Raw genomic sequence first — 23,462 nt, forward strand, 5'->3', positions numbered from 1 at the left:
AGGCTATCCCAGAGCTGCGGGCAGCCAGGTGGCAATAGCGGGCAAGAAGAAGACGGCCACCAGCATGAGCAGGCTGATCACGACGAAGGGTACAGCCGAGAGGAACACCTGGTTGATAGTGATGTCGGGCGGCACCACCCCTTTCATCGTGAACAGTAGCAGGCCGAATGGCGGCGTCATGAGGCCAAGCTGCATCGAAATGAGAAACAGCACGCCGAACCAGATCGGGTCGATGCCCGCGCCGATCACCAGCGGCATGAAAAAGGGCAGGGTGAGCAGCATCATGCTGATCTGATCAACGAAGCTGCCCAGCAGCAGTAGGATGACAACCATGGCCACGAGCAACGCCGTTGGCGACAGACCGAACTCCCCGATGCTGCCCAGCAGCGCGTTAGTGGCGCCGGACATGCCGAGCAGTTGTGAGAAGGCGGTGGCGCCTACGATGATGAAGAGGATCATGCCGGATATCTGCACGGTGCCCTTCAGCGCTGCGAGCATGTTGCGCCAGTTCAGCGCACGGTACAAAGTCGCTAGCACCACTGTGCCCGCCACGCCCAGCGCGGCTGCCTCCGTGGGCGTGGCAAGGCCGCCCGTCATGGCGCCGATGACCACGCCGAAAATCGACAGCAGAGGCAGCACATATAGCACGAACGGCCGATACTTCTCCCAGCCGTCATAGCGGATACCCGTGTCATTCTGCGGTACCAGATGCGGACTCAGTTTGGCGCGGGCGATGATGTACACGACGAAGGCCAGCGAGAGTAGCAAGCCTGGCACAATACCCGCGAAGAGCAACTTGGTGATGGAGATGTTGGCCAGGCTGCCGAACAGTACGATCAGGGCAGAGGGCGGGATGAGCATGTCCACGCCGCCGATTGCGATGATCGGTCCCATGGCCATGCTCGGATGGTATTTCTTGTCGAGCATGACCGGGGTCATGGAGCGGCCCAGCATGGCCGTCGTGGCGATGGTCGATCCCGACACGGCGGAGAAGGCAGTGCCGGCTACGATAGAGACGACGGGCAGCCGCGCCGGCATGCGATAGATGAGGCGATCGAACCCGTCGATGACCTTGAGGGCCAGGCCGGTCTGGAACAACACCTCGCCCATAAGGACGAACATCGGAACAGGTGTCAGGGAGAATGTGATGACCGATGCGATGGAGTTGCGCGCCAACTGGTCGATGCCGGCCAGTCCGCCCATGAACAGAAAGGCGCCTACGACGTTGGCTGCGAGAAAGGCGAGCGCGACCGGCAGGCCGAGCAGCATGAAGCCCATGACGCCGCCCAGCAGCAGCGTCAGGTTGAAAATCCAGTCCATGCGAAGTGGCTCCTGGGAAGAAAGAGAAGGGCGCTCATGCGGCGGAGGTGGCTTCCTGCCGCACCGTTTTGGGACCCCGCCACAGTCGGCGCAGTCGGAACAAGAACTCGACAAACAAAATGAAGAACAGCACGCAGGCCGGGACGAGGATCCCCCATTCTGGCAGCACGAGGATCTTGAGCACGAGCGACCCCTGCTCAGCGCTCGCTAAGGCGACCCGCGCAGTGCCGACTGCGAGCACGGCGCAGATGCTGGCGCCCACTACGTCCATGGCGAGTTCGAGCGACCATGCCACCCGGGGGGGTACAGCGCGCAGCACGATATCCATGCGAATGTGCTGACCTAGGCGTAACAGCCACGGCGCGGCGAGGAAGGTGGCCAGGTACAGCGCGTACTCGGCCACTTCCGGTGCCCAGGACAGATTGCCCCGCCGCAGGCCACGCATCACCACGTCGGCGCAGATGACGATGACCATAGACGCGATCAGCAGGCAGGCGAGGAAAGCTAGGCCGTCGAGCATGCGACCGTAGCAACGGTCCAAGCGCTCGAGCAACCCAAAAGGGGAAGCCGTGGCCTTGTTCATGGCTTGACCAGGAGTTCACGCAGTTTAGGCCCATGCTGCGGGCTGAGCTTGTCGATGCCCGCCCACACGGATTTCTGGGCCGTCTTAAGAAAGGCTTCCCGGTCCGCGCCGGTCAGCTCCAGAGTCTTAATGCCAGCGGCCGCCTGACGCTTCTTTTCTTCCTGCCATGCCTGAGCATTCTGCAGGTTGAGATCTTCCATCCAGCGCGCGGCCGTCGTCAGGACTTCTTTCTGTGCGTCGTTGAGCTTGTTCCAGCGGTTCAGGTTGATCAGGACGCCGACTTCGGTGTTGTAGAAACCCGGCTCCACTCGATAGCGCGTCTGTTCCTGCAGGCTCAGATCGAACAGCCCCGACACGGGCCAGCCGTACCCGTCGACCACGCCGCGCTCCAGCGCCGTGTAGAGTTCACCGGGAGCAATGGTGAGTACGGAGGCGCCCAACTGCTCGAAGAAGTAACGATAGATGGGAATGCCGCGCAGACGCAGGCCGCTCAAGTCGGCGCCGCTGATGGGCTTCTTGAGGAACAGGTGATACGGCATCTGGTCGACAGCGCGCCCCAGGTAGCGCACGTTGAGCTTCTTTCCCCAGATCTCGTTGATGTAGCCGCGCGTGCCGTTAGCATCCCATTCCTGCACGGGCACGGTGCTCACCGATAGCGCGTCGGCTTCCGGCAGCAGGTTGGTGTAGAAGTTGCCGGTCACATTGGCCACGTCGACAACGCCGGTCTTGACAGCGTTGCCCACTTCGAAAGGTGGCATCACCTTGGCGCCACCGCCTAGGTATTGGATCTGGATGACGCCTTTCCCGTCTTCGTTGACCTTTTTGACGAACTTCTCGAAGTTTTGCGAGAACAAGTTTCCTTCGGGCCAAGCGCTCACCGCCCGCAGTGTCACCTGTTGGGCCGACGCCGGCGCCAACAGCGTCATGGCTATCGCGGCCGAGGCCAGAATTGAACAGATATTCGATTTCATGCGACGTCTCCTCGCTGTTATGTAGCAACGTCCCGACGACTTCCGGCAACTGCCCGGTACGTGCGGCGACGGGGTTGGAATGGAGTCAGAGAAAGCTCAGTCCACCGTCGACTACAAGGGACTGGCCAGTGATGAAGCCGCTCGCTTCCGAGGCAAGAAAAGCCACGACGCCGGTCAGGTCGTCGGGCGTGGCTTCACGCTGCACGCAGCGCATGGCGACCTGAGCTTGTTTCTGCTCGGGGGTGACGGTTTCGCGCTGCACCTCGGTATCAGTGGCGCCAGGCAGCAGGGCATTCACGGTGATGCCGCTGGGGCCCAGCTCGCGTGCCAGCGAGCGGGTCATCCCGATCACCGCAGCCTTCGACGTGGTGTAGTGCAGGTAGTGAGGCCGGCCCATCACGACGGCGGCCGAGGATACGTTGATGATGCGCCCCCAGCCTCGCTCGCGCATGGCGGGCGCCAGCGCGCGTGCCATCAGCATGGTGCCGGTGATATTGACGTGCAGCACGCGCGTCCACTCGTCCAGCGGGATCTGGTCGAAAGGGCGCATCTTCAGAGTGGAGAAAATGGCCGCGTTGTTGAAGAGGATATCGGCGCGGCCGAAATCCGCCAGCACCTGTTCGCTGGCCGCGGCAACCGAAGCCTCGTCTCCCACGTCCACCTGGTAGGCCCGGCACGTTCCGTTTAGCGCGGCCGCTTCCTCGGCCACTTTGCGCGCGGCATCGCCGTTGATGTCCAGCGCCGCGACACGATAGCCAAGTCCGCAGAACGTGAGAACGTGAGCGCGTCCAATGCCCTGTGCTGCGCCCGTAATGACAACGACTCGATCGGTGGAAGGGATGGGACTGGCTGGCACGGTATGTCTCCTTGAAGTGGGACCTGTCACGCGGGACGTGGGCCCTTGATTCGTTTGCGATAAGCTCGGTTTGTGTGCGATGAGTCTATGATATGAACATCATCGATTCAACCTCGATTCGATGTCGATCAACGTAAACCCCCGGACGGATAGGATCTGCTCTCATGCCTTCAAGCCAGCCTTCGACGAACATCGACGCTTCGATCGCCCAGGATGCCGAGTTCATTAGCGCCAAACAGGCATGCACGATGCTCGGCGTCAAGTTAGCGACGCTCTACACGTATGTCAGCCGCGGCCGGCTCCATCCTGTTGCCCGGGCCGCCACACGCGCCAACCTCTATCGGCGGGACGAGGTCGAGGAATTGCTCGCACGCGGCCCGGCGCGCGGCCCGGCGGGAAGCGCGTCCGGCGCAAGTTCGCCGGTGATCAGAAGCAGCATCACCGTGATTACTCCGGAGGGTCCCCGTTATCGGGGCCACCTCGCCGCCGACATCGTGCGCTATCCCGGTGCTTTCGAAAACGTGGCCGAGTTGCTGTGGTCTGGCGTACTGCCGGGGAGCCGCCACGTTTGGCCGGCGGAACCTGCCGACGTCGACATCCAGGCCATCATCGACGCAATGTGCGTGCAGCGTATGCCGCAGCTGCGCATGATGCGCGTCTTCTCCATCGCGGCTACGGCCATGGGCGGGGGCACGCTGGGGGAGGAGTTGCGCAGCGGGTCAATTACTCGCTATTCGCGGCAGATGTTGTTCGCCTTCGCAGGCTGCTTTGGCTTGCTGGGCCCTGGCCGCCGGTACTGGGCAATCCAAGGCGAGCAGCCTCTCGCCGAGCACGTCTTGCAAGCCCTGGGCATGGCAACCACGCCTAAGCTCGTGGACGCGGTGAACGCTGTACTCATCCTGGGCGCAGATCACGATTTGTCGTCCGCCACGTTCGCTGCGCGCATCGCCGCTTCAGCCGGCTCGGGGCTGCACGCCTGCGTGGTTGCGGCGCTAGCCACGCACGTCGGCAGCACACTGGCAGGCGGCTGCGATCTTTCGGAACAGCTCATCCGCAGTTTCGATACGCCGAGGCACATCCAGGCGCGGGTTGAACAGGCCGAACGCAACGGGGAGCGGCTGCCCGGCTTCACCATTGCGCAGTACCCCAAGGGCGATCCGCGTGCCTGCCAGCTTATCGAGATCGCATATCAGCTCGGCACGCCGTCGCGTGAAGCAGAGATGGCGTTCCGCTTCATAGAGTGCGCGACGGCACAGCTCGGGCTGCGGCCCAATATCGAGATGGGCCTGGCGGCGTTGTGCTTGGCGGCAGGTCTGCCCGAATGCACGGCCAGTGGGCTCTGGGGAATGGGACGCACCGCCGGGTGGATCGCACACGTCCTTGAACAGCGCTTGGCCGGCTCCCAGTTGCGCCCACGCAATTACTAAAGAGTGCCGGTTTGGCGGCCGAGAGGGTGCTTCGTTGCCGCGATGCCCAGAGCTTTTTATTGTCTTCGACTTCTAACTATTCTCCGATCCGTACGAGCCATGGTGGCCAGCGCTAGAAACAAGTGGTGCAGGACACCAACGGCATCATCTATCAGTGAGAGCATGGACGCCGCAGACGCTGCTTTTGCCGGGTTTTTACTTTCCGAAGCAACCGACAGACATGACGTAAGACGCCATATTCTTTGCTGGACGCGGGTCGGCATGGCCATAGGCTTTGGCAGCACGCTGGCGCTGGTGGGGGTCCTCATCAAGGGGTTCACTAACACAGGTCCAAGGCGCAGAAAGCCTTCCTCCGGGTGCGCGCCCGCAAGCGTGCCAGCAGCTCGCCAGGGGTATCGGGCTCGTTCGCGAACTCGGCTCCCATTGGCATCAGCTCCTTATTCACGAAGCGCAGGCCGAACGGCGCAGCGTCTGCAGGTCGCCAGGTATATCGAAATCCATGGCCATCCTCGTTCCGTATCAGGCCAGTTGACCCCCATCGCAGCGCAGCGACGGTTTCCTCGTCCACCCCTAGTTCGGCCAGGATCGCGTTGGTGTACTCAGCAATTCCAGCGGTGTCCGACGTGAAGGAGACTGGCCGGCATGCGCGCTCCACGGTCGAGAAAACCTACCACGTCAACACGGTTGCTTCACTCGTAGCTTCGCCTAATGCGCGTGATATCGAGCAAATCGGACAGTCCTCGGCGCGTGTCGTCCGGTCTGCGGGCGACACGCGCAGTGAGGTGGCTTTGCAGCCCCTATAGCGTTTCGAGAGCGACAGTCGTGTCAGCCAGGGCTGATGCGCTCGGCCACCGATTCTGCTTGTTCCAACGCTTGGCTAATTTGATCTCCTTGGGCATGTTGACAGCGATCATCGATTGGAATCGGCCGTCGACCATCTCGAACATGCAGAACTTTCCGTCGGCCACAGAGCCGCGCAGGATAGTTTCAGGAGAGCCCTGCGGGACTCCCAGGACCTGAAGATGACTGTCGTACTGGTCGGACCAGAACCAGGGTAGTTCGGGAGCTGTTCTCTCCCGTCCAGCCAGCGTTCTGCCCAGTGCGATACCTTCGTTCTGCGCGTTTGCCCAGGACTCCATGCGAGACGTCGAACCTGCGATTGCGCCAGGCCATGCACACGGTCGCCGGGCCACATCGCCTACCGCATAGATAAGGGGATCCGATGTGCGGCCTGTGACGTCTACAACGACCCCGTCGTTCACATCCAGTCCGCACGCCAGTGCTAACTCCACATTGGGGACGAGGCCCATGCCGAGCACAACTAGGTCGACCGATTCCGCTTGGCCTGTCGATGTCTCAGCAACAAGGCCTGCGCCGTCTGAACGCGCAGCCATGCTCAGCAGGGTGGTCCCGAACTGCACCTCGACGCCTTCCCGGCGATGCATTTGCAGCAGGACATCAGAAATGGCAGGCGGCACCGAGCGAGCACAGAGCCTCGGGCCATGTTCGATCAGCAAAACGTCCAGCCCCATTCGACGAGCCGTTGCGGCCACCTCCAGGCCTATCCACCCGCCACCGACTACCAGCAAGCGCTGGGCGCTGCGCATTGCCTCGCGGAGCCGGACTGCGTCTTGCATGCTGCGCAAAGTGTGCACGCCCGGCAGATCCGCCCCGCTGACGACTGCCGGGCGGGCTCGCCCGCCGGTGGCCAGCACGAGATGACTGTAAGGCAGACGGGCCTCAGCACCGTGCCACACGGTGCGCGAGCTACGATCGATGCGGGTGACCAAGCTGGACAGCTGCAGGTCGATATTCAGGTCTTGCGCCTGCGTGGCGGATAGCAGGCAGGGTGGCGCCTCCTGATGTCCTGCCAAAACTCCCTTCGATAGCGGCGGACGCTCATAAGGCGCGTGCGGCTCGTCGCCGATCAACGTAATGTGCGCATCCGGCACCTCCGTTCTGAGGGAGCGAGCAGTCCAAGCGCCAGCTTGTCCGGCGCCGATGATGACGACATTCATGATGTCTCCGGTGCGCCGCTCAGATGTAGCAACACGACGCCATCCTCGACTCGGATGTCGTGTGTGCGGATGTCCTCGGTACATGGCGCGCCGATGGCTTTGCCGGTCCGTATGTCGAATGTACCTTCATGCAGGGGACATTCGATGAGACAGCCGTCTTGCACCAAGCCATCCGACAGGTCAGCGTCGCCATGACTGCATCTATTGTCAGTCGCAAAAATTTGCCCCTCCAGTTTGTAAAGGCATACCGGGACCCCGTGGGCCTGCGCGAGCATGGTGCCGTCTTCAGGTATCTCGTCGTAGATGGCAACTGGAGTCCAGTTTGCGGCAGTCATGTCGCGCTCGTCATCAGGTCTATGTAATGCTTTTCCATATGGTGCAACGCCTGCTCAAGAGGCGCCATGGGCCCGGGCACGAAGAAGCGTGACCCTGATGCGTTCTGTAGCGACTCCACCATTACGGCGTCCTCAGTGATGATCTGGCGCACGAACGACTTGTACTTAGTCATTTCTTCATCATAGTTTGGGATAGAAAAAGCGGCTTCCGGGAACAGCAAATAACAAACAATCCGCGTGCTATCCGGCGACATGGGCCACACGTGCCACATCCGTAGACTGTCCGAACGCATCGACAGGTTCAGATTCGGATAAATTCCTGCCTTGCACGCGATACCCGAGCTTTCCTCTTTCGCCCAGGGCAGTGTGGGGAACACCTGCTCACCGCTTTTGGAATGCGGTCTTGCTTGGTACTGTGTGTGCCATCCGCCGTCTTTCTCTAGTTGAAATCCAATTTTCTCTCCTTTGACGAACCCGCCAAAGGTGCTCTTGTGAATGACGCCAACGTGATAAATATCGATCAAATTTTCGACGAGAAACTTCCAGTTGCACTTCACGTCGATCTCTACCTTGTCAGCCAGGCGGCATTCGCCGGACTGGAACCACCACAGTTCTCGCTCGTAGGGCTCGATGTAGTCTTCAAAAGATGGCGGCTCTGACGAAAAATTAGTGAAGATCCAACCGCGCCATATTTTTACCGGAAGTTGTTTGAGTTTCGCATCCCGGAAATCGACCTCAGACTCTTTCATCCCTGGCGCCGCGATTAACTTACCGCCAACGTCGAAAAGCCACGCGTGATATGGGCAGCTGAAGTCCTTGGCGTGTCCGCATCCGCTGGCCACGGCAACGCCACGGTGCAAGCACATGTTCATGCATACGTTGACTGTTTCGGGCCCCGTCCGAGAAATGATGATGGGTTCGTTCATGACGCTGAACGTCATGTAATCCCCTACATTTGGAATCTCCTCGACACGTCCGACAGACAGCCAGTGAGTCATGAAAATCCGATCTTTTTCCAGCGCATAGATCTCGTTCGAGCTGTATACGTCTCCTGGGAGATGACGCGCGCGAAGCAAATGATCGCGCGTTTTTTCAAAGCCGCTGGCGAGCGTTCTGATTTGATTGAGAGCTTCTTCCATAACAGTCTCCACGTAGTTAGGTAACGCAAGCGCTCAGTCTATGACCATGGACAATCGATGTATAGATCGACTAGTCGATCGACTTATAATTGCGATGGACAACCGCTTTGGTGGAAACTCACAATGACTGACTCAGAACGACATCCTGCGCGGACGAATGCGCCCGAAGACCTGCCAGGCACTGTCCGGCGGGTGAACGACGTCGAATATGTCGATCGCGCAAAGGCGCTGATCATGCTTGGAGTAAAGAAGGAGTCGCTATATACCTATGTGAGCCGTGGGCTCATTAAGGCCTACAGCGAACCAGGCAAGAAAACTAGCCTTTATCGAAAGTCGGACCTCGAAAAGCTCAAGACCCGCACGACCGCTAAGGGTGCCTCCAAGCCTGTGGCGCAGGTGCTGCGCTACGGCGAGCCCATACTGCAGACGTGGGTATGCGAGGTCACCAGTCAAGGGCCACGCTACCGCGGGCAATTAGCAACCGATTTGGCGCGTGCTGGTCGCTCGCTGGAGTATGTCGCGGATCTAATCTGGTCAGGCCTGCCGCCCATTCGTGACAAGCCTTGGCCTCGCCAGTTTGACAAGGACGCTGAGAGGGTATGCCTTGGCATTGCGGGTAGCGGTGCTCCGGCGGCGCCATTGCGAATGCTTGCCGGCATCGCGCTCGAGTCAAGCGCTTTGGCTGCTCCAGATCGGGATCGGCACCTTGACATCCGCGGTAGCGGCGTGAAGTTATTAAGCGGCTTTGCTGGGATCAGCGGCTATTTCGGTCCCAAGCCCGGCTATCAGCGTGGCTCGACTGACGAGTTCATTGCAGATCGCGTGCTTCGCGGCTTCGGCTTGGAAGCGTCGAAGGATCGTGACGAGGCCCGGTCAGCGCTGACTGCGGCGTTGACCCTGAGTGTCGACAACGAGCTGTCTGCTCCTACATTTTGTGCAAGGATCGCGGCATCCACGGGCGTTGACGCTTTTGCTTGTGTCGCAGCAGCGCTTATGGCACAAGCCGGACCCATGCAGGCAGGGGGCGTGATGGATCTTGAGGACTTTTTCGACGACCTCTTTCGCTCACCGGCGCCCAGATCGGTGCCCGCGGCTAGGACTCTAAGCATTCCGTGCTTCGACCACCCTCTATACGAACAAGATCCCCGCGCTGAACTTCTCTTGAAGTACGTTCAAGCGTTACCTGATCCTATGGGCACACGTGACACTTTGCTAAGTTTCCTAGAGACGGTCAGTCTGGAGGGCGGCGGATACCCCAATCTGTTTGCGGCCCTGGTTGTCCTTTCGCGAACGCTTGGTCTGCCTCGCGGCACCGCCGTTTATTTGCACAGTTTGGGCAGGACGGCAGGCTGGCTGGCTCACATCACCGAACAACGCTTAACCGGCGTCATGCTCCGGCCCAGAGCGTACTTCATGGGGTCCCCGTCAGAACGCCGGAAATGACATAGTCATGATTCGCGTACTTGCGTAACGATGAGTTGTCGCAGCCATTTATGCGCAGCATCGGTATGCGCTCGCCGGTGCCAGAACTGGCGCACCTGCGCGCGCGGCATAGGGAAGGGCAATGCCACGTGCTGAAGCGTATCGATGCCTTCGATCGCTTGGGCCGGCACGGTTGCCAATAGATCCGACTGGCCGACGATGGCAGCGCTACGCTGGTAGTGAGTAACAGTCAGCCGCACGTTGCGTCTCCCCCTGCGTTTGCTCAATGCATCGTCAACCAGTGTGTCTGCGCTACCCCCTTTGGCAATGACATGTGGAAGTGCCAAATATCTCGCCAGCGTAAGCTTCCCGCAAAGTTCCGGATTTTCTTTGCGTGCAATGCATACATAGCGATCAACAAAGAGCTGTTGTTGATAAAACCCTGTACGTAAGAACTCGACATTGCCGATAGCAAGGTCTGCATGTCCACTGCGCAAGGCATGCGGGTAGTCCCCGTAAGGCAGTCGCAAGGCCTCTAAAGACACGGTAGGCGCGAGCTTCGCGAGAGCGCGAACCAGGCGCGGAAGCACCATCATTTCGCCGACATCCGACATAAGTATTCGAAATTGTCGGTCACTGGATTCCGGTCGAAACTCAGACAAGTTGGCAAAACACGTCTCAACGCTGCCGATGGCTTGCTCCAGCGGCGTGAAGAGCGCATGGGCCAGAGTTGTGGGTTCCATCAGCCTACCGGATCGAGTGAACAGAACATCATCACACTGGTCTCGCAGGCGGCGCAACGCATTGCTCATCGCAGGTTGGCTCAATCCAATCGCGTCTGCTGCAAGCGAAACGCTGCGCTGCTGGTAGATCGCCACAAACACGCGCACAAGGTTTAGATCGAAGTTCCTAATATTCATCATGTGAATGAGCAAAGTCTCGAAAATTGATTGGGTAAGCAAATCCTATGTCACTACCATGACTCGTTCAGACCGAAAAGGAAGAGGCAGCAGATGTCGGAACATGTCGTTGATACGCCAGTGCTAATCGTGGGCGGCGGCCCGGTAGGTCTCGCGATGAGCATTGAGCTAGGCCGGCGGAATATCGAGTCAGTCCTTCTTGAGCGAAGCGATGGGTCAATCGAGCATCCGCGTACTGGCCTAGTTGCAATACGCACCATGGAAGCATTCCGGCAGTGGGGCATCGCGCAGAACGTCCGGGCGTGTGGCTTCCCTGAGGATTATGACCTCTCCATGGTGTTCTGCACATCACTGCACGGGTTCGTCCTTGGGCGTGAGCCGTACCCAAGCATGCGCGACACCCCGACACCGCCCGAGACGCCAGAGAAAAAACAGCGTTGTCCTCAGCTCTGGCTTCAGCCCATCCTCGCAGACGCCGCCGCAAAGAACACGCGCACGCGCCTTCGCTTCGAGCACGAATTCGTCGGTTTGGAGCAGACGACTGAGTACGTTACTGCACAGGCTACCGACTTGCGCACAGGGCAGCCTCGATCTTTCAGGGCCCGCTATCTACTTGCCTGTGACGGGGCGACCAGCACCGTGAGAGAGCAGGTCGGGATCGCTATGCAGGGACGGTTACTGAGCTACTCCATCAACATCCTGTTTCACGCGCCACGTTTGACCTCTCGTCATCCGATGGGCGAGGCTGAGCGCTACATGTTTGTGGGTCCACAGGGGATGTGGGGCAACTTGACCGTCGTAGATGGCGCTGACCTCTGGCGCCTGACAGTGCTGGGGTCGCAGGACAAAATGGACCTTGCTACCTTCGACGCGAATGCCTGGGTGCGTCTCGCTTTGGGGGGCGACGCCCCTTTCGAGGTGATGTCGGTGACGCCCTGGCGACGAACCGAGATGCTCGCTGAACGGTACTTCGATGGACGTGTAGTCCTCGTTGGGGATTCGGCCCACACGATGTCACCTACCGGCGGCATGGGAATGAACACAGGCATCCAGGAGGTTTTGGATCTCGGTTGGAAATTGCAGGGTTTGCTTGAGGGTTGGGGGGAGGGCGGCTACTCGACAGCTACGAAACCGAACGCAGACCAATTGCGGCGAGAAATATCAGTTTCTCCACGCAGAACTTCAAGGCTTGGCAGGACACGCCAGATCCCGGGGCGGTGTGTGACGACACGGTCGAGGGTGAGCTCACGCGCTCCTCCTTGGGACAGAGGTTGCGTGAGTCCACTCGGGTGGAATGGGAATCTATGGGTCTGCAAATCGGCCACCGCTATGAAGCCTCGCCGATTTGCATGCCGGACGGCTCTCCGCCGACGCCCGATGACTTCCGAACCTATGTGCCCACGACACGCCCTGGCTCGCGAGCACCCCACGTTTGGCTTGCAGACGGGCGCTCGACATTGGACCTGTTCGGGGCGGGGTTCGTGGTGTTGAATCTTTCGCCCAAGACACTCGAACAAGCTCGGACACTGCACGCCGCCCTAGCCGAACGCGGTGTACCGTCGACCGTCGTGGATCTAGACGAGGGCGAGGTTCGTACTCTGTACGAATACGACGTCGTCCTCGTGCGACCGGACGGCCATGTCGCCTGGCGCGGCAACGTTGTGACGGAGCCTGAAGAGATCGCAGATGTCGTCCGCGGTGCCCGTTGAACAGCATCGGTGGCAATAAAACAATACGGGAGACAGCCATGTCTGTTTTGTTCAGAAGTAAATTTGTACGCCTGGCGATATTTTGTGCCGTCATTTCAACCTCGTTCGCTGGCGTGACTGCCTGGTCAGCCGAGGAAGCCTTCCCAAAGCAACCTGTCAAGTTCGTAGTTCCCTACACCCCTGGTGGTAGCAACGATGTCGTCGCTCGCGTACTGGGCGAAAAGCTGGCCAAGTACTGGGGCCAGCCTGTCATCGTGGAAAATCGTCCAGGCGCCGGTGGCAACCTTGGCGCGGCCGCGGTGGCTCGTGCACGGCCTGACGGCTACACATTGCTTATCACACCCAACAACCTGTTAACGATGAACCCCACGCTGTACCGCAATGTAGGTGTGGGTTACGACCCGATCAAGGATTTCGAACCGATCTCGCTCATTGCGACGGCGCCCATCCTACTAGCCATTAACGCTGACCTCTCGGTGACGTCCGTCGAAGAGTTGGTCAAATATGCAAAGGACCACCCAGGGACTCTCAGCTATGCATCGGCTGGCGTGGGGACGCCGCATCACCTGACTGCTGAGCTGTTCAAGTCGATGACGCATATTGAAATGGTCCACATTCCGTACCGCGGTGCTGTGCCTGCCGTCAGTGACTTGGCATCCGGGCGAGTACAAGTGATGTTCGGCATACCGAACACGCTAATGCCTTTCGTTAACACTGGCCGATTGAGGGCGCTTGCGGTTAGCGGGCAGAAGCGGGCCTCCGAACTACCGAACACCCCTACGATAGACGAACGCGGTGTGCATGGTTTCGATTCTTCGCTATGGATCGGATTAACGGCACCTGCGGGCACACCACGCAACGTCATTGATAAGATCAACCAAGACGTGGCACGCGCAGCGCGAGATAAGGACGTCGTGAAAGTCCTGAGCGACCAAGGGCTGACCTCTGCCTCGAGTACGCCAGCGGACTTTGCAAATCTTGTGAAGATAGACATGCAGCGTTGGAAGAAGCTCATCGAGGAACGCCGGCTCTCCGCCGAGTCGCCGTGATTTTTTCAAGGATTCTGCCGGTGGCGACAAGTTTGAGTCGTCGGCCAAGCGCTTCGTTCGTCAGCTATGAAGACTCAGTAAGTAGGCAGAGCGCTCGCTCATCACTTCTAACTTTGCCGTGCCTTCATGGCCGCTGATGCCGATATTGCCGCCGTCGTTGATGTCGCTGCGCGGCGTCACTTTTCAACAAGGATGCTCATGAACTCGCCGTCCCTATCCGCCACTCCGTCCGGCCAGCCCGCAGCCGGCTTTGCGTCCGACGCCGGCTTTGCGTCCGACGCCGGCTACATGTCGGGCTTCGCAAACGAATTCGCGACCGAGGCCCTGCCGGGTGCGCTGCCCCAGGGCCGCAACTCGCCACAACGCGCGCCGTACGGCCTGTACGTCGAGCAACTGTCCGGCACCGCGTTCACGGCGCCGCGCAGCCATAACCGCCGGTCTTGGCTGTACCGGATCCGGCCGGCCGCCGTGCATTTGCCATTTGAACCGCTGCCCGATGACGGCCGCCTGGTCAGCGACTTCAGTCGCGTGCCGCCGACCCCGCCCAATCAGCTGCGGTGGGATCCGCTGCCGTTTCCCGACACGCCGACCGACTTCGTCGATGGCCTGGTCACCATGGCGGGCAACGGGTCGGCCGACGCGATGGACGGCTGCGCCATCCACCTGTACGCCGCCAATCAATCCATGACGCGCTTCTTCTACAGCGCGGACGGCGAACTGCTGATCGTGCCGCAGCAGGGGCGCCTGGTGATCGATACCGAGATGGGCCGCGTCACCATCGAGCCGCAGGAAATCGCCGTTATCCCGCGCGGCTGCCGCTTCCGGGTGACGCTGCCCGACGGCGACGCACGCGGCTATGTGTGCGAAAACTTTGGCGCCTTGCTGCGCCTGCCCGACCTGGGCGTGATCGGGTCCAACGGCCTGGCCAATCCGCGCGACTTCCTGACGCCCAACGCGGCGTATGAAGACGTGGAAGGCGAGTTCGATCTGGTCGCCAAATTCAGCGGCGCCTTGTGGCGCGCGCGGATCGGGCATTCGCCGCTCGACGTGGTGGCCTGGCATGGCAACTACGCGCCCTACAAGTACGACCTGCGCCGCTTCAATGCGGTCGGCTCGATCACCTACGATCATCCGGACCCATCGATCTTTCTGGTGCTGCATGCTCCCACCGATACCCCCGGCGTCGACAGCCTGGACTTCGTGATCTTCCCGCCGCGGTGGCTGACGGCTGAAGATACCTTTCGGCCGCCCTGGTTCCACCGCAACGTGGCCAGTGAATTCATGGGCCTGGTACATGGCGCCTACGATGCCAAGGCCGAAGGCTTCGCGTCCGGCGGCGCAAGCCTGCACAATTGCATGTCGGGCCATGGGCCGGATGCCGGCACGTTCGAGACGGCATCGAATGCCGATACCCGCTCCCCTCACAAGTTGGGCGACACCATGGCCTTCATGTTCGAGACCCGCACCATCATCAAGCCGACTCAACGCGCGATGGCGTCGTCGCAATTGCAAGCCAACTATTTCCAGTGCTGGCAGGACCTGACTCGGCACTTTTCCCCGGAAACCCCATGACCCGAGCGACCGTTCAAAAGAGCTGGATGCCATCCGCATATCCCGCGGACTCGCACTTCCCGGTCCAGAACCTGCCGTTCGGCGTGTTCACCACCGCAGCGTCGGCCGAGCCGCGCGTGGGCGTGGCGATCGGCGACGAGATTCTCGACCTGTCGGTGTTGGAAACGCGTGGCCCGTTGAAGGCGCCAGCCCCGCTTTGCCCAGCGCACGCTCAACCCATTCATCGCGGCGGGCCCCGACACGTGGCGCAGCGTTCGCCGTTAACTGACGCAACTACTGGCCGACGACAACGCTACCCAGCGTGACGACGTGGCTTTGCGGCAGACGGCGCTGGTTGCGCTGTCGCAGGCGACCATGCATCTACCGCTCGACATTCCCGGTTACACCGACTTCTATTCGTCGCGGTAACACGCCACCAATGTGGGCGCATTGTTCCGTGACCCCAAGAACGTGCTGATGCCCAACTCGCTGGAGCTTCCGATCGGCCACAACGGTCGCGCATCGTCGGTCGTTGTGAGCGGCACGCCAGTGCGCCGGCCCAACGAAGTTTGAATGAAAGCTACTTGCTTCTGCTCCTCCTCGCTAAGCGCAACCGCCGACCTTGTCAGCCAACAGACGGGCCACGCTGCGAATTGAGCCGACCGTCACCCTGAATTCATGGCTATATAAGACAAGAACCTGCTTTTCAGGTCCGTTGCTTGTTTAAGTGCTTCCGCTCTTTCGTCAAGTTCGATGTAAAGCGCGACGAGGCCCTGATTGGTCTTTTCCAACTCAGCACGTAGCAGTTGCACCTCACGCTTGTTTAACGCAGTTTCGGCATGCTGATAGGCGAGAGCGAACGGGAATATGGAAGTCGAACGGTTGATCTCCTGTTCGATTCCATCGCTAGCCATGGGGCGATCGCATGATGGGGTCGTTCTTTCAGGATCGCTTGACGATGGCTCGAGCGGATTGGCGGCGATTAACCATGCGGGCGGTCCCGTGATGGTGATGAGACGCGTCGCCCGCGACGGGCAGAATCGAGCACTGTGAGCGAGCTAACGGAGTAGCAGAAGCCGTTTGGTTAAGTGAGGCGTTCACGGTACATGTTCCTTTTGGTGCTCTTGCTTTTACATCTGCGGCCGCGCTGTCGCGTTATTCGAAATTTGCGCAGCTAAGGCAAGTAGAAGGGGCACATACCGCGACGTGAGTTCCCGATCGGTGAGGCTTTCTTGGCCGTCGCGCCACATGACCAGGTGTCAGTAAAAATAATATCAAGGGTGCACCTTCACGCGACCATGCTGATCAGAGGGCGTCCATTTTGCGAGGAAATGGCAGGCAACCCGTCGTTCATTTGCTCAAGCGTTAGGGGTCTGCTGAAGAGGTAGCCTTGCAGATGCGTGCAGCCCGCTGCAATCAGCGCAAGCATCTGTTCTTCGGTTTCGACCCCCTCACCCACAATCCCCATATCAAGTTCCTCGCCCAAGCCGACCACAGCTTGAACAATGGCACGGGCTGCGCGCGACGTCGTGATCTGATCGACGAAGGATTTGTCGATCTTCACCTGGTCGAAGGGGAAACGCTCGAAGTAACTGAGCGAGGAATATCCCACCCCGAAATCATCGATGAGGATCTGGATGCCCAGCGCTCTTAGCCGTTCCAGCTCCAGGAATGTTCGATCCACATCGCGGATGACGAGGCGTTCCGTCACCTCGAGTTGGAGACGGTTGGCGGCAAGCCCTGTGTCCTGGAGCACGGCCTGGACCGTCTCGCTCAGGTTGCCGGCCTGGAACTGCAAAGGCGACAAGTTGACCGCAACGCGCAGGCCGCCTGGCCACCCCATGGCATCGGTACAGGCCAGCCGCAGCAAGGACTCGCCGAGCGCTGCAATCAGCCCGCACTCTTCCGCTAGTGGAATGAAGATATCAGGTGGGATCGGACCCCGTTGAGGATGCGTCCACCGGGCGAGCGCCTCCACGCTCGTGGTGTGGCCGCTCTTTGTCGACAGCACCGGCTGGTAGACAAGCTTGACATCTCCGTTGGCGACGGCGGTCCGAAGGTCACCCTCAAGCATGCGGCGGTCACGCGATGCCTCGTCCATCTCGGGATCGAAGCTGCACACGCTTCCGCGTCCACGTTCCTTTGCGCGATAGAGCGCGAGGTCAGCGCACTGGCGCAGCTCACTCGCAGTCGTCGCTCCGGTGGGCACCAGCACGATACCCACGGTGGCCCCGCAATAGGCAACGGCTCGCCCTGTGGGAAACGGTTCGCCAAGGCGCTCGACCACTTGATGGGCAATGCTGCTCGCCCGCAGGGTGACGGTTTCCCCGGTCAATATGATCGCAAACTCATCTCCGCCGACCCGCGCGACGAAATCTTCGGGCTGCACGATCGAGAGTAGACGCGCGGCTACCTGACGCAGAACTTCGTCACCGACCAGATGGCCGAATTGATCGTTGACGGCCTTGAAGCGGTCCAGATCAATACTGAGCAAGGCAAGGGGCGTGCCCTCGTTGGTCAGGCGACGCAATCGTTCGACATAGCTGCCGGAGTTCGACAGCCCGGTGAGCGAGTCGTTGAACGCAAGCAAACGGATCCTGGCCTCGGTTCGAAGGCGTTCGCGCTGGTCCCGCACCGCAATGACCGTCTGGATCTTGTGACCCAGAGCTAGTTTGCATCGCAAGACGCGCACCGGTACGATCCGGCCCCCCAGCGTAATAAGGTCGGCTTCCCGCTCTTCACGCTCGGGAAGCTGGGCAAAGTCCACCTTGGGAAACAAGGTCTCGACGCGGGCGGCGGCAAGGTCACCGGATCCGTAGCCGGCGAGGAGTTCCATACTGTTGTTTGCCGCAACGATCACGGCATCCTGGCATATGAGCAGCCCTTCGAGCGCAACGTCAGCCAGTTCACGCAGTCGACGGCGGTCCTGCCGCAGGCGGGCGATCGCTGCAAGGTCGAAGCGCCACCCTGTCAGCGCCAGGGCGATCAAGGCCAGCGACACACCGGCTACCAATGGCGTGATGGCTGCCGGCGACACCGCGTCCAAGGGAAATGTCCTCGAAGGATCGAAGTGCAGGCTCATTGCCGCCATGCCGCAAAAATGGAGCACAGCGATCGAGAGCAGCAATAGTGGGGCAGCCGCTCGCCTGACCACCCGGGAACGGTGGCCGGCGGCGACCATGCCCAGACCACTTAGCGGCAGGCTGATGATGATAGACGGCACCACCAGCCACAGGTTCCAGGTGATCGTGCCCTGGACCAGATAGGCCGCCTGACCGACGTAATGGAGCGCCACGATGCCGAGACCGAGTACCAGGCCTGCTACGAAGTGCTTATGAGCATGACGGGAACGTATCGATATCGAAACACCGGCGCCAATACCAACAATGGCACAGACCAACGAGGCAATCGTCAGGGTCGGCTCGAATGCCGAGGGCATTCCAGGCTGGAAGGCGAGTAGCACGATAAAGTGCGTCGCCCATGCCGTACATCCGCTGGAGAGAATGCTTACAAGCCCCCACCGCGCGCGGAGCTTTCCTGTTGCACGAGCCGCGTGACTTGCGATGGCGAACGATGCGTAAACGCCGATAGCGCAAACCACACCGGCGGCCCCGAGCAGGCGCGGATCGTGCATGTGCTTCATGCAGTCGACGACAGATACGAGAAGGTCAAACATGCATGGCAACTGACGGACGTCTATCGATAACGCAGTGGTTGCCGGATGTCGGATCACCGGCCGGGAAGCAGTGCATCCCGCCGTCAAGCAGCGTCAGGCTAGGCGAAGGATCTTAGCAGAGGCACGGCCATAATCACCATGCAAAATTAGTGGCGAAAAAGCCTCGTAGATCCGGCGAAGGTGCCGGTGCACCGTCGTCATCGCGGGCTGGAGGGCAGAGTCGCGGAAAGGTAGGCCGCAACTGGCAACAAGCGAATGTCGACCACGGTGCTCACGAATTCCCACAACCCGATTCCCGTCATCAAATTCAAGCATGACGATTCTCGTACTTCCAAAGTCATGCGACCTTGCGCTCCGTCCGCACGGCAGGGGCTTAATCAAGCTGAGCTCTGCACAGATTGGCTAAGGCACGGAGCAAGCCTAGGACGAGCCTGGCCGGAACGGACAGGCACTGTTTGCAAAGGAGCTTTTGCAAGCTCAAGGCTTACACGTTGCGGTGAGAAGAGAGGGCCCAAAAGCGGTGCTTTCTTTGCGCAGCCAAGCTTGCAAGCATGCCTATCGATGTAGAGGCAGCTGACGAACGCTATGAGCTAGTGGCGAACGTTAACTGGAACGTTACGCCGGCCAAAAATGAAGTGGGGGATTTTGAGGTATTACTTTAGGACAACAGTTCCAACTTGCAGTTGGACGCAGGTTGGATATCGCTTATTGCTTATGCGGTAAGCTGCACCGGTCGCCGAACCCCTTGAAATGCGAGCGGTCGAAGCGAGTGCGGTCGATCGATCGCACAATGTCTTCCACGATTTGAGGAACTTGCTTTGCCTGGGCAGCGGTGCAGTCATATGTGACGCCGAACTGGAACACAATGCGTCGCTCGTTGAGGCGCTTGAAATTCTGGATTGTGCTGCTCAGCATTTCCGTATTGGCCATCACGATTTGCTCGCCGCCAAGACTACGGATCCGGGTGGTCTTCAACCCGACGTGTTCGACAGTGCCCGCAAGGGAGCCGATCACAATGAAGTCGCCGATCTCAAACGGCTTGTCGACCGCAATCGACAACGACGCAAATAGGTCGCCAAGAATATTCTGCACCGCCAGCGCGATGGCAATGCCGCCCACGCCCAGGCTTGCCACAAACGCAGTAATGTTGACGCCAAGGTCGGACAGCATGGCCAGAAGCACAACCGCCCACAGCAGCACCTTTGCCCCTCACATCAACAATGAAGAAAGGGCGCTAACTCGGGCCTCTTCCCCGAGTCTCGCATGGACGTAATGCGTCATCGCCAACGAAATCGCTCGCGTCCCCCACAAGGCAACCTGCAGCATGACCACAACGAACCAGAGACTGCTTACGCGGTCCATCCATCGCGGCGGCAGGTCCAGCAACCCGGCGCCTAGCAGAACCGCCACTAGGCCGATTAGGACGTTGCTCGTGCCGCCGATGACTACGCTCTGGAGCGCTTTCCCCATCTCATTTTAGATCGGTCACCAACTCCTGAAGAAAGTTAGTGAGCGCCTTCTTTGGGTCGTCCTCCTCTGACACGATCATTTCGATTCCCCAATGACGCAGGACTTCTTGGGCCACCGGGTTTGGACGATTCGTGAAAATGTAGGATTTCGGCCGGGCAGAGGCAAGGGCACAGTCGCCCCACATTTTAGTGAGGCGATAAAACAGCAGACGAATGTTGGGATCGTTCAGGCTATAGCCGATAAAGAGAACGGAATTTCCGAGCACGTCGCTCCGTAGCTTGATATCCAGCGGTGTATTGAAGTCCATCCGCTCAAAGTAGCTGGTCTCATCAAGGACAATCGAGTCGTCTGCATCGAAGTCACCGTGGAACTTGATGATTTGTCTGCGACCATTCGTGACGGATACAAGATCGGCCATACTGGCGACCTTGTCGTACTTCACGTTGAATTTATCGTGGGCATACTCGAGCCACCGATCATAGTTCGTGGTGTAAATCATAGGGAAGTTGCCCTCTGTAATCAGGCGATGAATGTCTGACTTGCCAATGTCCGTTTCAGGCTTGTGCCATTCACGGTCCATCCAGCTACGCAGCGCCCCAAGACTTCCCTTCTTCTTTTTATAGAACTCGGCAAGGGCCAAATAATTGCCGTAAGTAGCGAAGATCGTCGGATCATATCCAAGTTCCTCCGCGATATGGCCAATCAAAGCACTCCAACTAGGCAGACCAACATTTAGAGAAACTCCGGCACCCACAAATAACATCAGCTTGCCGGCGCGATGCACATCAAGAAGTTCATTTTTCACTTTATAACTCTCTGCGATTTAAGGTGAGCTGCGAACAGGTCGAGTGCTTTGCGACGCATGGAGATTTCGTCCTTAGCCTTCCCCATCTCAGCGAAGGTTTGAGTCAATCCGTCCGGGACGAATACACAGTCCCATTGGAAGTCAGTCGAGCCGGCAGGTTTGCACGGCACAATCCCATTAACGCTCCCCTCGAAAGTGTGTATTTCATGCCCGTCGCAATATGCGAGGAATGTCTTAGCGGTGACTCTAGCGTCGTCGAGGCCTTTTACGAGTGAGGCGAAGCGATCCGCCTGTAGGTTGTCCCAGAAGATCTGCGTCAAGCCAGCAGGAAGTCCATTAAGGCCATGCAAATAGAGGCCTGTGTGCTCGACAAATAACGGACGACCAACTGCCTCGAACGCCTTGATTAGCTTGTCGCGCACCAACCGCTCAACGTCCTCGGTCTGAATCTCCTCGATTTTCTTGGACACTGGTACAACGTCGACTCCCACGGAACCAAGAATCCGCTGCACTTCCTCGATCTTGTGCTTGTTGTTTGACATGAACCGAATTTTCAAGTGAGGTCCTTTATGAATGAGTAACGCTTGGCTAAGTCATACTGCTGTTGCATATCGCCTATTGACAAACCTTCGGCCAATGCAGCGGCGTGGTCGTCTGCTAGGCCGCGTTCGTGGATGGCGGGGTTATCCGAGCATATGACGAATGGAACGCCGTAACGTCGGAACTGCTGGAGCGGATGAGCCTCGCTCGGAGGAACTGCACCAGTAAGCCGGTTACTGATGGGGCAAACTTCGATGCAGATACTTTTGGCGGACAAGAGCTCCAACAGCTCAGGATCTTTGCCTGCCGCTGTCCCATGGCCAATGCGATCTGCGTCAAATAGCTCAACGGCCGTGCGGACGTTCTCCACGCGGCCTGTTTCACCAGCATGGATCGTGACTCCGAGTCCAAACTTATCTTTGGCATTCCGAAAAAGCGAAGGCAATTCCGCCGGATATGCGATTTCTTCGTCTCCAGCTAGGTCGAGCGCGATCACGTCTCTCGGCTCACCAAGGTCTTGGTAAGCCTCCAGAAGGCTAGCTAAACTAACTGCGCTATAGTCGCCTCGCGTCACTGTGAGGATCAAGCCCCGACGGATTCCATGGCGTTGTGCAGCTTCACCAGTTGTGACGATAAGACGCTCTAACGCCTGTGCGGGGGAACACTTTTGGAGCGTCGCAAGGTACAAAACGCTGCTTCGAAGTTCAACGAAGCGCACGTTGTTTTCCGCCAGGCCCTCTAAGACCGCGAGGGTCAGTCGATCAAGATTCTCGCGCTTCTTTGGAAGCAGTCGCAAAACTTGCCAAGGCCTCAAATACTCAGCCAAAGAGAGGCAGGGCGTTGTCCGGACGAGGTCTTGCGCAAAGTCAAACCCCGCTGGAAGCACGGTGCATTCGTCCGCGAGAATTTGTCGGATGGTCGACGTTGGAATCGCCCCGTTTAAGTGCACATGAAGTTCACCTCGGTCAGGCCCGCCCGCAACAACACCTTCATCTGCCTCCTCGACCGAGAGGGCATCGTCCAGCATCCCGGGTAAGTCAAGTTGCCGTTCAGCCAATCGTCGTCTCCACCTACTTATCAAGCGCTCCGCTCATCTCAGCTCGCGGGCCCTTATTTCGTGTCGTAACGGGTTCGGGAAAGCTGCTAAATGCCCAGGTCTAAGTGCGAAGGGAACCCACTTTAAATTTGTTGTGGTTATGGAACGCGCAGTGCCTATTGCGCGCCGTCAATTAGCAGCGGCTACACGCACTCGGCGTCACCAAAGGCCCAGAAGCAGCTCGACTCGAAGCAATAACTAGTACAAATGGTTCGCAGACGAAATTTTAGCCGCTAAAATTTTTCGGCGCGTAGGGAAGCTTTGGGACATAAACGCCAACTTAGTAGGTAGATACCGATAACCCTGTGCCCGCGCACAAAGTTCGAATACTGTCTTGATAGGGGATATCGGCATAAGGTGGGCCTTCCTTGCATCACTCCCGATTCAACAAGTTTGAAGAGCGCTTTAGCTGCTAAATTTCGTCCGCCGGATGCAAGTAGCGCTAGCGAAAAGTACCGTACATACTGATCAAGTATGTACGGTTAGAACCGATGAAATGCTTTATGCTTTAGACCGAGGCATAAGACGCGAAACGGCGAACCATAAGCTGCGAGAGCTATGAACTTCTTCCTACT

18 protein-coding genes and 4 pseudogenes are annotated in these 23,462 nt (G+C 59.0%); 8 read left to right on the forward strand and 14 right to left on the reverse strand.

The window, feature by feature from the left end:
* Window positions 1-3: 3 nt before the first annotated feature.
* The 4 genes from ACNANG_RS25885 to ACNANG_RS25900 all read right to left on the reverse strand — a co-directional run bounded on the left by ACNANG_RS25885 (window position 4) and on the right by ACNANG_RS25900 (window position 3,730).
* On the reverse strand, window positions 4-1,320 hold the full coding sequence (locus ACNANG_RS25885) for a TRAP transporter large permease (protein WP_407792357.1): 1,317 nt from the start codon (window positions 1,318-1,320) through the stop codon (window positions 4-6).
* Window positions 1,321-1,354: 34 nt separating this feature from the next.
* The gene (locus ACNANG_RS25890) at window positions 1,355-1,903 is read right to left on the reverse strand and encodes a TRAP transporter small permease (protein WP_407792358.1); all 549 of its coding nucleotides are present in this window, start codon (window positions 1,901-1,903) and stop codon (window positions 1,355-1,357) included.
* Window positions 1,900-2,874: a TRAP transporter substrate-binding protein DctP gene (gene dctP, locus ACNANG_RS25895; RefSeq protein ID WP_407792359.1), complete on the reverse strand. Its 975-nt coding sequence runs from the start codon at window positions 2,872-2,874 to the stop codon at window positions 1,900-1,902. The genes ACNANG_RS25890 and dctP overlap by 4 nt, the downstream gene beginning before the upstream one ends.
* Window positions 2,875-2,959: 85 nt before the next feature.
* Entirely contained in the window at window positions 2,960-3,730 is a 771-nt protein-coding gene (locus tag ACNANG_RS25900) for an SDR family NAD(P)-dependent oxidoreductase (RefSeq protein WP_407792360.1), read from the reverse strand.
* 164 nt (window positions 3,731-3,894) lie between these two features.
* Here ACNANG_RS25900 and ACNANG_RS25905 point away from each other — a divergent pair, with 164 nt between their 5' ends.
* On the forward strand, window positions 3,895-5,157 hold the full coding sequence (locus tag ACNANG_RS25905) for a citrate synthase (RefSeq protein WP_407792361.1): 1,263 nt from the start codon (window positions 3,895-3,897) through the stop codon (window positions 5,155-5,157).
* 797 nt (window positions 5,158-5,954) lie between these two features.
* Here ACNANG_RS25905 and ACNANG_RS25910 read toward each other — a convergent pair.
* Genes ACNANG_RS25910 through ACNANG_RS25920 form a run of 3 tightly spaced genes read right to left on the reverse strand, consistent with a single transcriptional unit; the run spans window position 5,955 to window position 8,649 of the window.
* On the reverse strand, window positions 5,955-7,175 hold the full coding sequence (locus ACNANG_RS25910; RefSeq protein ID WP_407792362.1) for an NAD(P)/FAD-dependent oxidoreductase: 1,221 nt from the start codon (window positions 7,173-7,175) through the stop codon (window positions 5,955-5,957).
* Complete coding sequence (locus tag ACNANG_RS25915; protein WP_407792363.1) at window positions 7,172-7,510, reverse strand: non-heme iron oxygenase ferredoxin subunit; 339 nt, start codon at window positions 7,508-7,510, stop codon at window positions 7,172-7,174. Before ACNANG_RS25915 ends, ACNANG_RS25910 begins: the two co-directional genes overlap by 4 nt.
* A complete protein-coding gene (locus ACNANG_RS25920; protein WP_407792364.1) occupies window positions 7,507-8,649 on the reverse strand; it encodes an aromatic ring-hydroxylating oxygenase subunit alpha in 1,143 nt (380 codons plus the stop codon). The genes ACNANG_RS25915 and ACNANG_RS25920 overlap by 4 nt, the downstream gene beginning before the upstream one ends.
* A 123-nt stretch (window positions 8,650-8,772) precedes the next feature.
* On the opposite strand from ACNANG_RS25920, the gene ACNANG_RS25925 reads away from it, so the two are divergent.
* On the forward strand, window positions 8,773-10,092 hold the full coding sequence (locus ACNANG_RS25925; RefSeq protein ID WP_407792365.1) for a citrate/2-methylcitrate synthase: 1,320 nt from the start codon (window positions 8,773-8,775) through the stop codon (window positions 10,090-10,092).
* 5 nt (window positions 10,093-10,097) lie between these two features.
* On the opposite strand, the gene ACNANG_RS25930 is transcribed toward ACNANG_RS25925, so the two are convergent.
* Complete coding sequence (locus tag ACNANG_RS25930) at window positions 10,098-10,994, reverse strand: LysR family transcriptional regulator (protein WP_407792366.1); 897 nt, start codon at window positions 10,992-10,994, stop codon at window positions 10,098-10,100.
* Between the two features lie 153 nt (window positions 10,995-11,147).
* Here ACNANG_RS25930 and ACNANG_RS25935 point away from each other — a divergent pair.
* The 5 genes and pseudogenes from ACNANG_RS25935 to ACNANG_RS25955 all read left to right on the forward strand — a co-directional run.
* A pseudogene (locus tag ACNANG_RS25935) lies at window positions 11,148-12,038 on the forward strand (FAD-dependent monooxygenase); the annotation flags it as partial.
* Window positions 12,039-12,295: 257 nt separating this feature from the next.
* Window positions 12,296-12,700 (forward strand): hypothetical protein, encoded by a 405-nt coding sequence (locus tag ACNANG_RS25940; protein ID WP_407792367.1) that lies wholly within the window; start codon window positions 12,296-12,298, stop codon window positions 12,698-12,700.
* Between the two features lie 38 nt (window positions 12,701-12,738).
* Window positions 12,739-13,749, forward strand: a complete 1,011-nt coding sequence (locus ACNANG_RS25945; RefSeq protein ID WP_407792368.1) for a Bug family tripartite tricarboxylate transporter substrate binding protein — start codon at window positions 12,739-12,741, stop codon at window positions 13,747-13,749.
* 288 nt (window positions 13,750-14,037) lie between these two features.
* Window positions 14,038-15,321: a homogentisate 1,2-dioxygenase gene (gene hmgA / locus ACNANG_RS25950; protein ID WP_407792411.1), complete on the forward strand. Its 1,284-nt coding sequence runs from the start codon at window positions 14,038-14,040 to the stop codon at window positions 15,319-15,321.
* A pseudogene (locus ACNANG_RS25955) lies at window positions 15,318-15,864 on the forward strand (fumarylacetoacetase); the annotation flags it as partial. The gene hmgA and the pseudogene ACNANG_RS25955, both read left to right, overlap by 4 nt.
* Here the strand turns inward: ACNANG_RS25955 and ACNANG_RS25960 are convergent.
* Window positions 15,864-16,214, reverse strand: a pseudogene (locus ACNANG_RS25960) (histidine kinase); the annotation flags it as partial. The pseudogenes ACNANG_RS25955 and ACNANG_RS25960 overlap by 1 nt on opposite strands.
* Between ACNANG_RS25960 and ACNANG_RS25965 the strand changes: the two are divergent.
* The gene (locus tag ACNANG_RS25965) at window positions 16,213-16,353 is read left to right on the forward strand and encodes a chemotaxis protein CheB (protein ID WP_407792369.1); all 141 of its coding nucleotides are present in this window, start codon (window positions 16,213-16,215) and stop codon (window positions 16,351-16,353) included. The pseudogene ACNANG_RS25960 and the gene ACNANG_RS25965 sit on opposite strands and share 2 nt — an antisense overlap.
* A gap of 235 nt (window positions 16,354-16,588) precedes the next feature.
* Here the strand turns inward: ACNANG_RS25965 and ACNANG_RS25970 are convergent, their stop codons facing one another.
* From ACNANG_RS25970 to ACNANG_RS25990, 5 genes and pseudogenes are all read right to left on the reverse strand, one after another.
* Window positions 16,589-18,976: an EAL domain-containing protein gene (locus tag ACNANG_RS25970; RefSeq protein WP_407792370.1), complete on the reverse strand. Its 2,388-nt coding sequence runs from the start codon at window positions 18,974-18,976 to the stop codon at window positions 16,589-16,591.
* Window positions 18,977-19,708: 732 nt separating this feature from the next.
* A pseudogene (locus ACNANG_RS25975) lies at window positions 19,709-20,422 on the reverse strand (mechanosensitive ion channel family protein); the annotation flags it as partial.
* Between the two features lie 25 nt (window positions 20,423-20,447).
* Entirely contained in the window at window positions 20,448-21,251 is an 804-nt protein-coding gene (locus ACNANG_RS25980) for an SIR2 family protein (RefSeq protein WP_407792371.1), read from the reverse strand.
* Window positions 21,248-21,808, reverse strand: coding sequence for a non-canonical purine NTP pyrophosphatase (locus ACNANG_RS25985; RefSeq protein WP_420227707.1), 561 nt, complete (start codon window positions 21,806-21,808; stop codon window positions 21,248-21,250). Before ACNANG_RS25985 ends, ACNANG_RS25980 begins: the two co-directional genes overlap by 4 nt.
* Window positions 21,805-22,848 carry an adenosine deaminase family protein gene (locus tag ACNANG_RS25990; protein ID WP_420227708.1) on the reverse strand — a complete coding sequence of 348 codons (1,044 nt, stop codon included), beginning with the start codon at window positions 22,846-22,848 and terminating at the stop codon, window positions 21,805-21,807. Before ACNANG_RS25990 ends, ACNANG_RS25985 begins: the two co-directional genes overlap by 4 nt.
* Window positions 22,849-23,462 lie beyond the last annotated feature (614 nt).

This window comes from Pigmentiphaga litoralis (assembly GCF_048632615.1).
GTDB lineage: Bacteria > Pseudomonadota > Gammaproteobacteria > Burkholderiales > Burkholderiaceae_B > Pigmentiphaga > Pigmentiphaga litoralis_B.

Excerpts from the sequence above, each read along its gene's own strand:
- ACNANG_RS25885 (WP_407792357.1), bottom strand. The coding sequence starts at position 1,320 with ATGGACTGGATTTTCAACCTGACGCTGCTGCTGGGCGGCGTCATGGGC.
- ACNANG_RS25890 (WP_407792358.1), bottom strand. The coding sequence starts at position 1,903 with ATGAACAAGGCCACGGCTTCCCCTTTTGGGTTGCTCGAGCGCTTGGAC.
- dctP (WP_407792359.1), bottom strand. The coding sequence starts at position 2,874 with ATGAAATCGAATATCTGTTCAATTCTGGCCTCGGCCGCGATAGCCATG.
- ACNANG_RS25905 (WP_407792361.1), top strand. The coding sequence starts at position 3,895 with ATGCCTTCAAGCCAGCCTTCGACGAACATCGACGCTTCGATCGCCCAG.
- ACNANG_RS25910 (WP_407792362.1), bottom strand. The coding sequence starts at position 7,175 with ATGAATGTCGTCATCATCGGCGCCGGACAAGCTGGCGCTTGGACTGCT.
- ACNANG_RS25915 (WP_407792363.1), bottom strand. The coding sequence starts at position 7,510 with ATGACTGCCGCAAACTGGACTCCAGTTGCCATCTACGACGAGATACCT.
- ACNANG_RS25920 (WP_407792364.1), bottom strand. The coding sequence starts at position 8,649 with ATGGAAGAAGCTCTCAATCAAATCAGAACGCTCGCCAGCGGCTTTGAA.
- ACNANG_RS25925 (WP_407792365.1), top strand. The coding sequence starts at position 8,773 with ATGACTGACTCAGAACGACATCCTGCGCGGACGAATGCGCCCGAAGAC.
- ACNANG_RS25930 (WP_407792366.1), bottom strand. The coding sequence starts at position 10,994 with ATGATGAATATTAGGAACTTCGATCTAAACCTTGTGCGCGTGTTTGTG.
- ACNANG_RS25940 (WP_407792367.1), top strand. The coding sequence starts at position 12,296 with ATGGGTCTGCAAATCGGCCACCGCTATGAAGCCTCGCCGATTTGCATG.
- ACNANG_RS25945 (WP_407792368.1), top strand. The coding sequence starts at position 12,739 with ATGTCTGTTTTGTTCAGAAGTAAATTTGTACGCCTGGCGATATTTTGT.
- hmgA (WP_407792411.1), top strand. The coding sequence starts at position 14,038 with ATGTCGGGCTTCGCAAACGAATTCGCGACCGAGGCCCTGCCGGGTGCG.
- ACNANG_RS25965 (WP_407792369.1), top strand. The coding sequence starts at position 16,213 with ATGGGGCGATCGCATGATGGGGTCGTTCTTTCAGGATCGCTTGACGAT.
- ACNANG_RS25970 (WP_407792370.1), bottom strand. The coding sequence starts at position 18,976 with ATGTTTGACCTTCTCGTATCTGTCGTCGACTGCATGAAGCACATGCAC.